Source organism: Shewanella canadensis, from assembly GCF_003966225.1.
Lineage (GTDB): Bacteria > Pseudomonadota > Gammaproteobacteria > Enterobacterales > Shewanellaceae > Shewanella > Shewanella canadensis.
Map to the genome: position 1 here is coordinate 144,154 of NZ_RXNU01000002.1, position 14,825 is coordinate 158,978.

Annotated in this window: 12 protein-coding genes; 7 read left to right on the forward strand and 5 right to left on the reverse strand. The window is 47.0% G+C overall.

The window, feature by feature from the left end; genetic code table 11:
* Positions 1–293: 293 nt before the first annotated feature.
* Positions 294–1,244 carry a LysR family transcriptional regulator gene (locus EKG38_RS04185; RefSeq protein ID WP_126519373.1) on the reverse strand — a complete coding sequence of 317 codons (951 nt, stop codon included), beginning with the start codon at positions 1,242–1,244 and terminating at the stop codon, positions 294–296.
* Positions 1,245–1,411: 167 nt separating this feature from the next.
* Here EKG38_RS04185 and EKG38_RS04190 point away from each other — a divergent pair, with 167 nt between their 5' ends.
* Complete coding sequence (locus tag EKG38_RS04190) at positions 1,412–2,224, forward strand: enoyl-CoA hydratase/isomerase family protein (RefSeq protein ID WP_126518961.1); 813 nt, start codon at positions 1,412–1,414, stop codon at positions 2,222–2,224.
* 45 nt (positions 2,225–2,269) lie between these two features.
* Positions 2,270–3,151 (forward strand): radical SAM protein, encoded by an 882-nt coding sequence (locus EKG38_RS04195; protein WP_126518962.1) that lies wholly within the window; start codon positions 2,270–2,272, stop codon positions 3,149–3,151.
* Between the two features lie 168 nt (positions 3,152–3,319).
* On the opposite strand, the gene EKG38_RS04200 is transcribed toward EKG38_RS04195, so the two are convergent.
* A complete protein-coding gene (locus tag EKG38_RS04200) occupies positions 3,320–4,408 on the reverse strand; it encodes an NHL domain-containing protein (RefSeq protein WP_126518963.1) in 1,089 nt (362 codons plus the stop codon).
* Positions 4,409–4,800: 392 nt separating this feature from the next.
* Here EKG38_RS04200 and EKG38_RS04205 point away from each other — a divergent pair, with 392 nt between their 5' ends.
* The 4 genes from EKG38_RS04205 to EKG38_RS04220 are packed head-to-tail and all read left to right on the forward strand — an operon-like array spanning position 4,801 to position 9,688.
* The gene (locus tag EKG38_RS04205; RefSeq protein ID WP_126518964.1) at positions 4,801–6,423 is read left to right on the forward strand and encodes an HD family phosphohydrolase; all 1,623 of its coding nucleotides are present in this window, start codon (positions 4,801–4,803) and stop codon (positions 6,421–6,423) included.
* A 9-nt stretch (positions 6,424–6,432) separates the two neighbouring features.
* Positions 6,433–8,259: an adenylate/guanylate cyclase domain-containing protein gene (locus tag EKG38_RS04210; RefSeq protein WP_126518965.1), complete on the forward strand. Its 1,827-nt coding sequence runs from the start codon at positions 6,433–6,435 to the stop codon at positions 8,257–8,259.
* Complete coding sequence (locus EKG38_RS04215; protein WP_246033080.1) at positions 8,259–8,819, forward strand: hypothetical protein; 561 nt, start codon at positions 8,259–8,261, stop codon at positions 8,817–8,819. Before EKG38_RS04210 ends, EKG38_RS04215 begins: the two co-directional genes overlap by 1 nt.
* The gene (locus EKG38_RS04220; protein WP_126518967.1) at positions 8,816–9,688 is read left to right on the forward strand and encodes a M48 family metallopeptidase; all 873 of its coding nucleotides are present in this window, start codon (positions 8,816–8,818) and stop codon (positions 9,686–9,688) included. The genes EKG38_RS04215 and EKG38_RS04220 overlap by 4 nt, the downstream gene beginning before the upstream one ends.
* Before the next feature lie 54 nt (positions 9,689–9,742).
* Here the strand turns inward: EKG38_RS04220 and EKG38_RS04225 are convergent, their stop codons facing one another.
* The 3 genes from EKG38_RS04225 to EKG38_RS25085 all read right to left on the reverse strand — a co-directional run bounded on the left by EKG38_RS04225 (position 9,743) and on the right by EKG38_RS25085 (position 13,746).
* A complete protein-coding gene (locus EKG38_RS04225; RefSeq protein ID WP_246033081.1) occupies positions 9,743–10,855 on the reverse strand; it encodes a GGDEF domain-containing protein in 1,113 nt (370 codons plus the stop codon).
* 281 nt (positions 10,856–11,136) lie between these two features.
* Positions 11,137–11,703 (reverse strand): coiled-coil domain-containing protein, encoded by a 567-nt coding sequence (locus tag EKG38_RS04230; protein WP_126518968.1) that lies wholly within the window; start codon positions 11,701–11,703, stop codon positions 11,137–11,139.
* 333 nt (positions 11,704–12,036) lie between these two features.
* A complete protein-coding gene (locus EKG38_RS25085) occupies positions 12,037–13,746 on the reverse strand; it encodes a thrombospondin type 3 repeat-containing protein (RefSeq protein ID WP_221767745.1) in 1,710 nt (569 codons plus the stop codon).
* A gap of 708 nt (positions 13,747–14,454) precedes the next feature.
* Here EKG38_RS25085 and EKG38_RS04240 point away from each other — a divergent pair.
* Complete coding sequence (locus EKG38_RS04240; RefSeq protein ID WP_126518969.1) at positions 14,455–14,700, forward strand: HP1242/YdcH family protein; 246 nt, start codon at positions 14,455–14,457, stop codon at positions 14,698–14,700.
* The last annotated feature ends 125 nt before the right edge of the window (positions 14,701–14,825 follow it).

Below are 14,825 nucleotides of genomic sequence, written 5' to 3' on the forward strand. Positions count from 1 at the left end.
ATCGCTTAATTGACTATTATCTGAGCAAGAAACATGCAGCGGTTCCTCAGGGCCCACAAAACAGGTTGAGGACACGCATTTGCTTCTACTCTCATTTACATTAAATACTAGTTAATTATTACGAGTTTGCGCTATTTGTTTCACCGGATGGTCTCATCGATAAGACAGGGGAATGCTCTACCCGGCCAAACGGATGAAGAGCCCACCACTGCTCGAGTTTCTGCTTTAGACCAGATGAGAGAGTTTCACTCTCGGTAACGATACCCGGCTAAGAAATGAGCCCGCTAACAAGCTCAGCGCGTATAACCATACATGTTATCAAAACCCGGGACTCTCGACTCCCAGACGGGAATATCCGCTCCTATGATCTCCTTCAGGGTCTCGATAAAGAGTGTCGTTTTTATCGCCGGCTCTCTGTGGGGGTATACAGCGAAAAATGTGCCAAAGTCGGCCAAATTAACGTCCGTCATGATTGGTACCAGTTTCCCCTCAAACACCTCATTTTCGATCGTCTGCGCCGTGACCACGGCCAGCATATTGCCCGATAACGCCGCCATCACCATCATCTCAACATCATTGACCCTATAAGCTATATCTAGCTGGATATGGGCAGCTTCACCATCAGCATCGAAATATTTTATCTTATCGAGCAAGACTCCGGGAGCCGAGTACACTGCCGCGGGCAGTTGCTCAAGTGCCTCTATGGTGAGTGGTTCTTTATGTCGTTTTAAAAAGTCCGGCGAGGCAACGATAAGTAATCGGTTTCTGGCAATTTTACGTGCCACCAGACTCGACTCCTTCGGCTCTCCGATGCGAAAACCAATATCGAATCCCTCGGAAACCATATCTACGACTCTGTCCTCCAGCCTTAGCTCAACATGGATCTGATGGTATCTTCTTTGAAATACCTCAACCGCTTTTTGAACGTACTGGCGACCAAAAAATGTTGAACTGCTGATCCTCAGCGTGCCCCTGGGCTCACTATGATAGTTCTGGGCAATTCGGCTGGTCTCACTCAACATCTCCCGCAGGTGTATCGCTTGCTTAACCATTTCTGCGCCCGCCGTGGTCAGCGACAGCGAACGTGTGGTTCTGTTTAACAGGCGAACATTTAGCTCATCTTCCAATTTTCCTATCTGCTTGGAGATAACCGACCTGTCTACGTTTCGCATATCGGCAGCTTTAGTAAATGAGCCTGACTCGACGACTTCGAGCAAGAGTAATAATCGACTCGATAGATCCATTCGTCCTCCTTTCGGAACTGCATCGGTCCATATTGGTGCCATATTGGCACCAATAAGTTTCCAATACGAGTATTTTTCATTACTTATTGCGCTTGTATATTGGTTGAACTTTCAGAAGCGGCAAAACAGCCAGCCTGGAACATCAATACATGAAAGAGGAAACAAGCATGAACACACTTAAAATTAGCAACACCGACGGCATCGCAACGGTGGTGATCAGCAACCCGCCAGTCAATATTCTCACCATAGAGCTGATTAACGAACTTAACCAATTCATTCTCTCACTCAAGGATGATCGTGACACTAAGGCGGTGGTATTCAGATCTTTCCATACAGAGTTCTTTATCGCCCACCTGGATCTGAATGTGATCAACGGGACACCCGGCGGTCAGGCGGCATCCATCGAGTTCAGTCACATGATCGAAAACATAAAAGCCATGAAGCAGGTCTCTATCGCCGTAGTCGATGGCGTGGCTCGCGGCGGAGGCAATGAGTTTGTGATGGCTTGCGACCTAGCCTATGGCACCGAGAATGCAGCATTTGCCCAACCTGAGCTATATATCAATATACCAACCGGCGGTCAGGGTGCAGTCCAGTTTGCCCGTCGTCTGGGTAAAGGCAAGGCGTTGCAGGCCTTACTCACAGGCATGGACTTCACTGCACAGCAGGCTGAAACCCTGAACATCATCACCCAGTTCGTGCCTAAGGCAGAGATTGAGGCATTTCTTGCCCAGGTGCTATCGATCATCGCCAAGTGGGAGATCCGTGACATCGAAATGTATAAAGAGATAATCGCCACCTCAATAAAGGATGAAGCCGCAGGCAGTGAGCTTGAATTACGCTACTTTCTTGAGCGGGCTAAAGAGAAGAAGACCCAGACAATTATCGCCGCATTTCTGAAGCATGGTGGTCAGACTGAGCGGGAAGCAAAAGATATGCTGGGGATTTTCGCAGACACAGCAGCAGAGCTCGCAAAGTAATCCTAACCAAGCATCTAAATTCATCAATCTCAACGGAGGCACCTTATGAGATACGAAGGTAAAATTTATCGACCACCACCGGAAGCCGGCGCCTATATTTTGCAGTGTACCGTTGGCTGCTCTTACAACAAGTGTACCTACTGCTCTATGTACAAAGATGTGCGCTATCGGGTTCGCACCATAGAGGAACTTAAAGAAGATATTCAGATGGCAAAACAAGCCTATGGCTCAGGAGTAGAAAAAGTATTCCTGAGCGATGGCGACGCCATTTCGCTGCCAACGGATACCTTGTTAGAGATCCTATCTGAACTCTATGGCGCTTTCCCTGAACTAAGCCATGTCAGTACTTACGCGGGCCCACAGAGTACGCTAAGTAAAACCCTAGAAGAGTTGACCCAGCTAAGAAAAGCCGGATTAACCATGACCTATCTGGGGGTAGAGTCAGGTTCGGATCGAGTATTAACAGAGGTACGTAAAGGGGTCAGTGCCAAAGAGATGCTAGAGGCAGGCAGTAGTATTGTAAAATCAGGAATAAAGCTGGTAGCTATGGTGATGGTTGGCCTCGGAGGCCGTGGCGAGCGCTCCCGTATTCACGCAATTGAAACGGCGGAGCTCATCAACCGGATGAAGCCGCACCTTTTAGGTACGCTAACCACAGTAGCTATGCCGGGCACGGTTCTACACAGACAGATGACCAGAGGGGATTTTACACTGCTCGATCCTTACGAGGTACTGGAGGAGATGAAGGTATTACTGGAACATATCACACTCCCGGATCTTTATATCGATGGCACCCATGCATCTAATCTAATGCCGATAAAGGGTATGCTCAAAGAGATCGCCCCTGATGTGATAACCGCTATCGATAATCATCTTGGGCGCAGGGATAACAACTTAATCGGTCAGGCATATATGGGACGATTCTAATTTGATTCTGAATTAACCCATTAAAGCCGTGATAACCACAATCACGGCTTTCTCGTGTCGCAAAGATACACAGAAAGAGTCATTGCCATGATGCCTCACATCTTCTCACTGAATCCAGTCAGTGTACGAAGAGGTAAAACCACCCACCACATCAGGAAGGTACCCTATTCACTTAACTTCGGCTTTATCAGTGTGCTTCACAATTCTGATATAGCCGTAATCACTCTCCGTTATCAGCAGGTTGCCTTTGCTATCCATTGAGATGGCTCTGGGTTCGCTGATTTTCATACCGGGCGCCTTGTAGGCTCGACGATCACCAGAGTGCTGATCATTTTTGCCGCCATCGACAAATAGGTGTATGACTCCATCCGGATCGACAAACCAGATCTGTCCTCCCTTATGTGTCGCTAAGAAGTAACCCCCATTAGGATGAAACCATATCCCCCTGACCTGATTCAGTGCGGTGTCAGTCGCCAGGCAGCCATCGCCACACCCCGAGCGTTTCCCCGTGCCGGCAACGATCTCTTTATCTCCATTCGCCGAAATTTTATAGACCAGATTCGCATCCCGGTCGGTGACAAAGAGCTCCCCTCTGGCATTCACCGCAAGGTTAGCCAGCTCATCGAACCCATCAGCGAGAACACGAATCCCCCTATCCCTGCGCCACTGTTTTAACTCAGAACCTGAAGAGTAATAGACCACAGACTCATCGTTACTGACCCATAGCCCACGGCCGGTTTTAATTCCCTCCTCATCCTTAAACATGGTGGTCACAGTCCCGTCATGGTCCACCCTCCTGATCATATCGTTGCCGGAATCTAATATAAAAAGCGCTTCACTGGCCGTTAGCCAGATACCATTAGGAAATGAAAGTTGAGTCTGGGTTCTTTTCAAACTGTCACCGTTAAAACCGGACTCATTGGTTCCGACATAGGTTGAAATCATCCCATTGAGATCTATTTTTCTGATCGCATGCGCGTCTTTATCGGCAATAAATATATTGCCATCTGAATCCGCTATCGCCTGATGTGGTCTCGACAGTTCGGCCTTTTTAGCCGAGTGGTTTTCAAAGCCTGTCTGCCAACCGTTATGATACTTCTCACCATGCTTCCCCCTTCCGGCGATGGTATCTATTATCGAAAATGAGTCAGAGAAGCTCTGGTAGTTAAATGTTTCAACAGCCTGAGATGGCAAAGAGGTTAAGAGAGTGGCGAGAACGAGCCCAATTGGGGACCCGTTTGTTACAGAAGTAGTCATATTATCCTCATGATTGGTTTACCGGTGACACACTCCCCCTTTCACTGGCAGAGCCATTGAATTAAAGGAATGAGATAGATTTAGCCAGTATATGGATTACAAAATAAAAGAATGAGACACAGATCTAGTTCAAACCTAATATGACAGACCACCGTAACAACCTAATCCTCTACAACAGTATGTCGGTACCACAAACATACCCAGCTTAAGCTCGAACTCTCCCGTTATTGTCGACTTGTTTACCATAGGACCATCTTCATAGAGCTCTGGCCGGGAACAAGTTTGACGCCGCCTATGATCGCGACTATATGAAGTAGAAGCACACAACAAAAGTGCCTCGACATACGGCTTGGCTCTATTCCCTGATCTCTGATTTTAAGTGGTTTTTAAACATGTCTGAACTCAGTAACAAACAGATTGCAGAGCGGTTACAGCACCTTACGACCCTAAGTATTGCACTCAATGACATCAAAAATATCGAGGTCCTGCTGGAACGCATCTTACAGACGGCAAAAAATATCACCCATGCCGACGGAGGTACTCTATACCGCGTCAGTGCGGATAAAAAATATCTGGAATTTGATATCCTTTTCAACGACTCTCTGGATCTTCACTTTGGCGGCACCCTGGAAAAGTCTGAACAGATGAGATCTATCCCGCTATCTCTGGACAACGGAGAGCCGAACTTAGAAGCCGTTGTCGCCTACGCCGCAAACCGCAAAGAGTCGGTCAATATCGAACATGTGTACGATACGCCCCTGTTTAATTTTTTAGGGATGCGCAAATTCGATGAATTCTATGGTTATCACTGCCAGTCCCTGTTAACGGTTCCCATGCTGGATCATAACTCCGAGTTGGTCGGCGTATTGCAGCTGGTGAACTCCAAGGCACCTTTCTCCCATCAGGTTCAACCATTCTCAATGACGGACCAGGTGTTTATCGAGGCACTCACCTCTCAGGCCGCGATTGCCATCACTAATCAAGAGCTCATATTACAGCTGGAGGATCTGCTCGAGTCTCTGGTGAATTTAATCAACATCGGCATCGATGAAAAGTCACCGAATACCGGCAGACATTGTCAGCAGGTACCTAAGTTAACCATGATGCTGGCCGATGCTGCACAGAAGACAGATGAGGGAGCATTAAAAGATTTTTCCATGTCGATGAGTGAACGATATGAGCTCTGGTTAGCCGGTATGCTGCACGACTGCGGCAAGATAACGACACCGGTTCATGTCATCGAAAAGGCGACTAAGTTACAGACTATCTTCGACCGTATTCACCTGATCGATGCCCGCTTCGAGATTCTCAGGCGGGACGTTGAAATTCACTATCTGAAAAAGCTGGCAGCCCAAGGAGCATCGGACCGATTATCCCGGGAGCTCAAATGTAAACTCGAACAATTTGAAGATGATCGCACCTTTCTGGCTTATGCCAATATCGGCTCTGAGCGTATGAAAGATGAAGATCTGCAGCGCGTCGCCTCCATCGCCAATTACACCTGGGTCGATCAACAGGGCAACACGCAAACGCTACTCAATGAGGAGGAGGTTGAAAACCTGATGATCCCGGCCGGCACCCTGACCAATGAGGAACGAAAAATTATTAACAACCATATCTCACTCACCATACGTATGCTCGAAACCTTGCCCTGGCCGAAACACCTGCAGCATATCCCTGAATTTGCAGGTGGGCACCATGAGCGGATGGACGGAAAAGGCTACCCCAGAGGCCTGCGCGGTGAAGATATGTCGGTACAGGCAAGAATAATGGCAATCGCCGATATCTTTGAAGCCTTAACAGCCAAGGACCGCCCCTACAAGACAGGGAAGACGCTATCTGAATCTTTGAGAATTCTGGGAAAATTTAGTCTCAATGGACACATTGACCCCGAGCTGTTCCATATTTTTGTAAAACAGAAAGTGTATCTCGAGTACGCCAATCAATTTATGGATAGTGCGCAAATTGATGAGGTCGATGAAACACAGATCCCCGGTTTCTTAAAGCCTCAATAAGCAGAACAGATGAAAAAGAGCAGCCACTTTCTCAACGCATTCAGCTTAGGCTTCCTGTTATTGGTACTCACCGAGGTGCTCTGGCTTAAGACGCTGGAGCCTCTGGAGTTTGGTCTTTCCGATTATTTCGTCAAGATACATGCCCGAAGCGTGCAACCGGATCCTGATATCGTGATTGTTAATATCGATGATGCCAGCCTGGCCCGTATGGAGAATCAGGTGGGCAGCTGGTTCTGGCCTCGCTCGGTTCATGGTGAGATGGTCGAGGGGATCAGCAAGCAACAACCTAAGGCCATAGTATTCGATCTCTCTTTCGTCGAACGGGATCTCTATCGAGCAGAGAGTGACACCCTGTTCAATCAGGCTCTCGAGGGTAAGCAGAATATCTTTTTCGCCATGGTGCGACTTGACTCAGAGCAAGATAAGAATGGACCCGAACTTGCGCTTATCGCCGATAAAGTTGGCTTGATCAGAACCGAAAAGGCGATGCAAAATGCCAGAGCCGCGCTTATGCCACCGCTGGCGATCGATTCTAAATTCTGGCGTTTAGGCACCGTGAACTTTCTTAATGACAGAGATGGTGTGGGACGAAAATATGATGTTTATAGGGATCTTTACGGCTGGTTATTGCCCTCTCTGCCAGCCCGAGTCGTGAGTGATCTCGGCTACGAGCTTCCCATGGTCGAGCATATTACACTCTCATGGCGTGGCCCGAAAAATCCCTATCGAAGGCTATCCTATGCCGATCTCTATGAAGACTTTAATCGGGAGATGCCCCTCAGAGACCTCAAGGAGTTAGCGAATAAAATTGTCATCATTGGCGCCGACGCCTCGGCGCTACATGATGTTAGAGTAACGCCAATCGATAGCCTCTATTCCGGCCTGGACATTCTCGCTACCGCCATAGATAACCTGAAGAACCAAAGCTATATGACGACACTACCGCTATGGAGTTACTTGCTGATATGTTTGGTCGCAATTATTGGCGTTTATGTTTGCTTCATGTTCAGGCTCAACGCTGTTCTCGTGGGACTCTCACTCTTGGGAGCAAGCGGTATAGCCCTGCTCACCAGCTACCTGTTACTTAGCTGGCAGGTCTTACTTCATATCTTAACGCCACTCTTATTGATGTGGCTCTATTACTTCTCTCTATCGCTGCGGGAGTACCTTGTCGAGCTAAGAGCGAGGAAAAAAACGGTCGAGCTCTTTAGCCGATTCGTCGACCCGGTTGTGGTGAAAGAGTTGGTCTCAAGCGAAGGCTTAAGCCGTGAAGGAGAGAGCCGACAGGTCTCTGTACTATTTTCAGATATTCGCGGCTTCACCAGCCTCTCTGAAGACCGTACACCACAGGAGGTAGTGAGCCTGTTAAACCGTTACTTTACCCTGCAGGTGGCCGTTGTATTTAAACATGGAGGCTCACTGGATAAGTTTATCGGTGACTGCATCATGGCCTTCTGGGGCGCCCCTCTGGACGACCCACAGCACGCCATTCATGCGGTCAATGCCGCAATGGAGATGGCTGAGGTATTGCAACAATTCAAGGAGGAGCTGGGGGAACAAGATGCCAACTTTGATGTTGGCATCGGCATCCACTCGGGCCCCGCCGTGGTCGGCCTTATCGGCTCGGAACAACGTAAGGAATATACCGCCATCGGAGACACGGTAAATTTAGCCAGCAGAATCGAGGGGCTGACTAAAGGGGTCTCCCGAATTTTAGTGTCCGGTGACACCATGGATCTGTGCGCTGACCACTTTGACTTCAAGCCCTACGGCTTCTATAAGGTTAAGGGGCGGTCACAAGAAGTTGAACTTTTCGCACCGGTAAGGAAAACCTGATGAAACGATTTTTAGCGGCTCGAAAAGCAGTGTCACTCTGGCTAATACTGCCTTTATTCACAGTCGCGAGTCCCAGCCTTGGACAAGATAAAGCAGAGCAGGAAAACGCGAGTCTGGTCCGGGAAACAGAGCTGAAACGCAAGCCATTCAGCGATGCAACCACGGCAACCACCCTACCCCAGTCGCTCAATATCCATGTGTTGTCACGGCAATCCAGTTGGTTGCAGATCCGGGCCCAAGAGCAGATCGGCTGGGTGAAGATGTTCAGTGTGCGTTTTACCGGTCATACAGAGTCGACATCAGATTCTTTTGCCGGTACCAAAGAGTTATTCAACCTCATCACCACGGGGAGCAGTGGTAGCACGGTCACGACCGCTTCTCGCGGACTCGATGAGAACAAGTTTTCAGACCCCACTCCTAACCCGGATGCGTTTGCAACCATGCAAAGCCTGGCAGTATCTAAAACTGAAGCCCACTCCTTCGCCAAAGAGCAAAACCTTCGTGAACAGCAACAGGATTATCTACAGATCTCAACGTCAGGTTCCGGAGGTAAGTCATGAATAAATTAACCACATCGATTTTACTCCTGAGCCTTGGCATCGCTTGCAGTGGCTGCGGGTCGAATCAGAGTTTTGTGTTTAATAATATCGATATAGGTAAGGGACTTTCGGCACTGGAGCATACCCAAGATGCCCTGACCGAGGTTGATGAAACTGCCGAAATTGCCCTGGGCCGGGAGATAGCCACCAATCTGCTTGGTGTCGCCCCCCTGCTTGAAAACCAAGAGGTGCAGCAATATGTCAACCGGGTCGGCCGCTGGGTCAGCATTCACTCCGATCGTCCGGAACTCCCCTGGAGCTTCGCCGTGCTCGATGACAACAGCATCAATGCTTTCGCCACGCCCGGTGGCTACATAGTGCTCACCAAAGGCTTGTTGCTTACTCTCAACAATGAGGCAGAGCTGGCCGGGGTACTCGGTCATGAAATATCTCATGTGCTGCGAAGGCACCATCTTAACGCACTAAAAAAAGCCAGTGGCATGAGTGCATTAACCGAGATAACCGATCTCATTTTAACGGCAAATGAGCAGAGTACCGAGTCACTAAAACTCATTACCGCAGGAACAGAACTCTATACCCGCGGATTAGATAAGGAAGATGAGTTTGAATCAGACCGTATGGGCATAGTGTTAGCCACCAGAGCCGGCTACGACCCTTATGGTCTGCCCGCCGCACTGCAGACTCTGGAGATGATAAATCCCAATGACGCGGGTATCGCCATGCTGTTTAAGACCCACCCATCACTGGATGAAAGACTCAGCCGATTAGATATAGCGATGGCCAGCGGATTCGAGCAGTATGAGAGTTTACCCTCAGCCAAAGAGCGATTTACCCGCACTATGGCTGGTATCTTTTCGGGGGGTAAGTAAAATAAAAAGCTAAAAGTTTGAGCGGCTATCCTTCAGAGTTGATGAATAGCGGGGTTAGCCATTCACTTTAAATTGGTCTCGTCCGGCTTGCTTCGCACGATATAGCTGCTCATCTGCAGCAATGATTAATGCCTCAGAACTCATACCAGATTGCCACTGGCATACGCCTTGAGACATGGTTACCCGTGGGCTGACATCTGAACTTGGATGAGGGAGTGCCCTGGTTGCTAAAGCATCTCTAATCGCCTTGGCAACCTTGGCTGCGCCTTGAAGGTCGGTAGATGGAAGTACAATCACAAACTCTTCACCACCGTAGCGGCTCACCAGATCCCGAGGACGCTTAACCGTTTCTGTCAGTACCTGAGCTACGGCAATGAGACACTCATCTCCGGCAGAGTGCCCGGCACTGTCATTGAAGCGTTTAAAAAAATCGATATCCATCATGATCAGGCTCAGCGGATTATGATTTCTTTCTGCGGCTCTGATCTCCTGTTCCACTATGGTATCGAACTGTCGTCGATTACTCAGTTGTGTTAAGCCATCGATTAATGCCAGCCGTCTGAATTGTCTGACTAATTTCTTGTTTTCAACATCTCGACTTACCGCCTTGATAAACCAGGACTCCATAATTTTCTGTCCGGTCGATACGATAGCGACGAAACATAATAGTTTGGTAATAGGAAACAGGGGCGATTGCGGATAAGCATTTAACCTTATCGCGCAGACACTGACCATCAGGGGCACTGTTGCGATAATCATTGCCTTCCTGTTGGGAAACAGCGCTATAGCCCAGGTCAGTATCAGGATGTCGAACATCGCTTCTATTGCAACGAGTGTTTCATCCATTCCATCTCTTAGTCCCCAGAAAACAAGCAGCCAAGTGAAATCAAATAGCAACAGAAAAATATAAAACTTATTCAAGTCTAATTGTTTAAAACCAGTCCTCTTGATGAGCAGGAAACGCATTCCAATGGTGAACAAAAGTGGAATAAACCAGGGAAGTGCCTGCCGTAATACTAAGAGCCCATCGGGTAAGAAATAGGAGTGGATAATGATCACCGAGAGCAACAATATAGACATCTTCATTACCCAGCCTACGGAGTTGAGCAGGTATAGCTGCATCTCTTTTATCAATTGAGTTTCAAATGAGGGAACCCGGGACTTCATTCAGATGGTGACCAATGTTTATTCACGGTTAAATAAAGTATATATGACCAACAGATATTGACGAATAAAAGGAATCAGGAATCAAGGGGGCTATAGAGTCGTGCGTTTGAGTTAATATTGCGACGGCTAAACGCGCCTACGCAACATCCCCCAGAGGATAGAGTTAAAGCAGAAATTAGGGATGACAACAGGCGAGCCAGCTAGGTATTAGCCGGCATGATAGGCATTAACAAAGTCTGAAAAAGTGGGTAAGCCGATCTCTTAATCTTAAGTAATCTGTATCAGCTGGGTTCTAATATACCCGTTTCCATATCGCAGTTTCGAGCCTTCAATGCTTTATTAGACTTAGTGAGGAGTGCATTTTCAGCCTTAACTTCATCTAACTCCTCCCGGAGAGCCAGGAACTTTTTAATCACTAAATTTTTGTCAGCGTTCGCCTTTTGCTCTCTCTCTTTTGTGGTCGCAAGTTGGGTTTTAAGGTCGGTAATCATAGACAGTAACCTGTCGATATCTTCATTCTTTGCAAAACGTTGATCGCTGCCGACCTTCAGCTCGGCGATATCGTCTTCCTCTAACAGGGCATGAGTTTTATTCTTCAAAAAATAATAGCCGAGTCGCGCCACATAAAAGAAACAGGTTATAGCCAGAACGATGAGGTAGTGATTATCCGCAACGGATGCCAGTGCCGCATTTGATCTTGTCAAAAGATCGCCGTTCGTGGTGAAGAAGCTGGTGAACAGTTGGTTATGCCATACAAACCAAATAACCAAATATGTGAGAATGAATCGGGGGGCAATCCTTTGATTTTCATTAAAATGAACGACTGCTTTTAATGCTTTAATAGACATAAAAATTCCTTTTTTTGGATAATGCCATTTTTAACCATGCCTTTCAAGAAAACCGACTTAACAATGGTTTACATAAGCATGTTTACTTACCCCATTTAATAAAAAATCCACTCGCAAGCTCCCCGCGAGTGGATCTCTTAAACTGTCACACAAAAACCAAACTAAATACTTTATAAGGCTTATCGGTGACTTAGGTTTTGAGCAGGTTCTGTGCAGCTTTAGTTCATTTTGAGTGGTAAATATAAAAAGGCCTCTGCACACTACAGAAGCCTTTTTGTCTATACTCGACAAGAAAGTAATAACTATAAGCAAAAGCTTTTACTGGTGGTCATCTTACTTACCACAAGCTGATTGCGCAGCCGCCTGCATGATAGTCAAAAACTCCCACTGGTTTATCAACCCCTGCTTACGGAAGGTTTTAGCTTCCTTCGCCATTTTGGAGACATACTGACCATGATTCTTCCAGCTAGTATTCTCATCAGCCCCCTCACAGGGAACGAGTTGAGCAATACTGCAACCGCTGGCGTTCACTGTGGCGCCAAGCTGAGTGTAAAGACACAGATCTGAGTCATCATTGACCTCATCATTGTCGGCGTCGAGATCACACACATCACCCAGTTCATCACCGTCAAAGTTAGCTTGGTCGGTATTAGGGATAAGCGGGCAATTATCTGACTCATTGTCAATCCCATCACCATCCATATCCGGATCACAGATATCGCCTAAGGCATCGCCGTCGGTATTAACCTGTTCAGGGTTGAAGTCGAATGGACAGTTATCCTCGTTGTAATCAACAATATCTTCATCGATATCCAGGCTACCTCTCTCCAGTAGCAGGCTCCAGATCCTGTAATCACTCCCCTCCAGGGCATTCAGGGGGTATTCGGGAACGCCAGCTCCATTCAGGCTACGATCGGAAATAAGAAGTGGTCCTGCATAACCTCCGGGCCTATGGTAAACACAACGTGGCCAGAGCACTGAGGTAAAGGTTGGGAGTGATTCAGGAACACATAGAAGCCCCAACCAGTATTCGCGCCAAAGCGTAGGCAGGAATGACTCCCTGCGCATAAGATCAGAGTAAAATGGAGCTGGAGCAAACACGGTATAGATAGAATCTAACCTTCCGGTAAAATAGCTCTCAAGTTCATCGATCCCTATGCTGCCGTCGCCATCTGTGTCAGTAACCCCATCATACCAACTCAAATTTCTCGCCGGATGCGACAGGTCATCATTAAACCTGACGTGTCCCCAGTCGGAAGAGCCCAATACCTCGGTCGCCACTATCTTAAGTACAGAAGAGACCACACGTATGGCTTCAACCTTTCCAACATCTTGAAGAGGGCGCGGCAGGCCTCGATGTCCGCCCATATAGATGTTACCCACCATAGTTTCGTGACTACCCGGAACCGTAAATACATCATAATGAGCCGCCGTTGGGGTGGGAAATACCGGGGCGAAGAACTGGGTACGCTCATCGACAGAATAGAAGCCCAAATACTCAACATCATCCGGAAGATTGAATACTTCCGAACCCATTCCTGCATCTCCGGGAACCGGGTCGAAGTTCAATATGTTGATTTTTTTGATCTTACTCTTCAGGTCAGCGTGCTCCACCTCATTAGAGATTGTGTGGGCGAAATGCAGAGTCGAAGCCCCGCCTCGGCTGAATCCCACTAAATTAAGTATGATACAAGGGGTCAAATCACATGAATCTGACACCTCCTGAGGAAAATTATCGATCACCTCCTCCAGTTTCCCTTCAGCTTCTGAAAACTTACCGTCCCAATCAGGCAGTGCGGCTTCGAGCCATGCAAAGCCATCGAGGATTTTCTTATGATGATTGCCACCATGGATCTGCTGTTCATACAGGGTCGCAATCGTTTCCGGCTCAGAGAATGGATGAAAAAATTCGGTTTCATTCCAATAATCCTGAGTCATATTTGTACCGGCGAAGTAGATGGTAACCACTTGCTCATCTGCTTGTGCATTAGCGACCAATGGGAGGCTCGCTAACAACATCGTAAGAATTAATATAAACCTCATAACTTACTCCTTTAAATTACTCCTTGCATTAGGTGTAAATCCCGAACTATTTTGTTCAACAATTCGTCTAAGAAGTATAGTTAACAACTGGCCTGACAAGTGTATTTAGAGGGCTAAACATTGATATAGAACATTAGAGGCGAACTTAGCCACACCCCTTGACACGAGTGACTTTCGGAATATTCAACCACTTAGAAACCACGGTAATTTGCCATATAAAAACAAGGTGTTTTATATACATGAAAAGGTAAGGTAAAAATGTCTTTTCCGACACTCTTCCTCCGAAAAAGATGACTGCCGGGTTCGATAATCGACCAGCATGTTCGACCCGCACAAAATCGGCCCGCTCCTCATAAAAAACCATTGACCCACAAGATTATCTTAAGCAGATTAGAAAACCAGATAGCGGCCAACATATTCAAACCAGCAATTGATTTACATCAAACTTCACCCAAAAATCTATGTTCCCATAGCACTGAATGAGTTAAATTTTAATCAGGGTCAGATGCCATTCTCGCTGTACCCTGAGTTCTTTGTTGACGTTAGCTGGCTCTCTGCATGGGTCGCCTATTAGTTCACGTTAATGCCAATAATACGATAAACGGATTTTTATAAAGCTTGCTTGCAAACTTGTAATTAACATCAGAGTTAGCTTTACTTATAAAGCGACAGCTCTGTTTATTAACTACCTAATTAAAAGGGGTTTTTATGTTAGGCGAAGATCACTCTCTTATAAATGAGTTTCCTGAATACCGAGATATTGTTGTTAAGCTTTCTCAAAGCAACGAAGCCTTTGCAAAAGGGGCCAAACATTACAATGCGCTGGATAAAGAAATTCGAGAGCTCGAATTAAAGGGCGCGCCAATCGATGATGAATCCATGCACCAATTAAAGCATGATAGAGCCGAACTGAAAGATTCACTGTTTCAACGCTTAGCGATTGAAAAAGCATAGCGCTTTAAATCCAAGGATACCTTACTAGCTCAAGAAATAAGCAGACCTGAGTATAGATCTACTCAGGTCCGCTTGTTTTTATGCCTCATCCGCGAAATACTTTCAAACCACACTTTTAAAAAGAG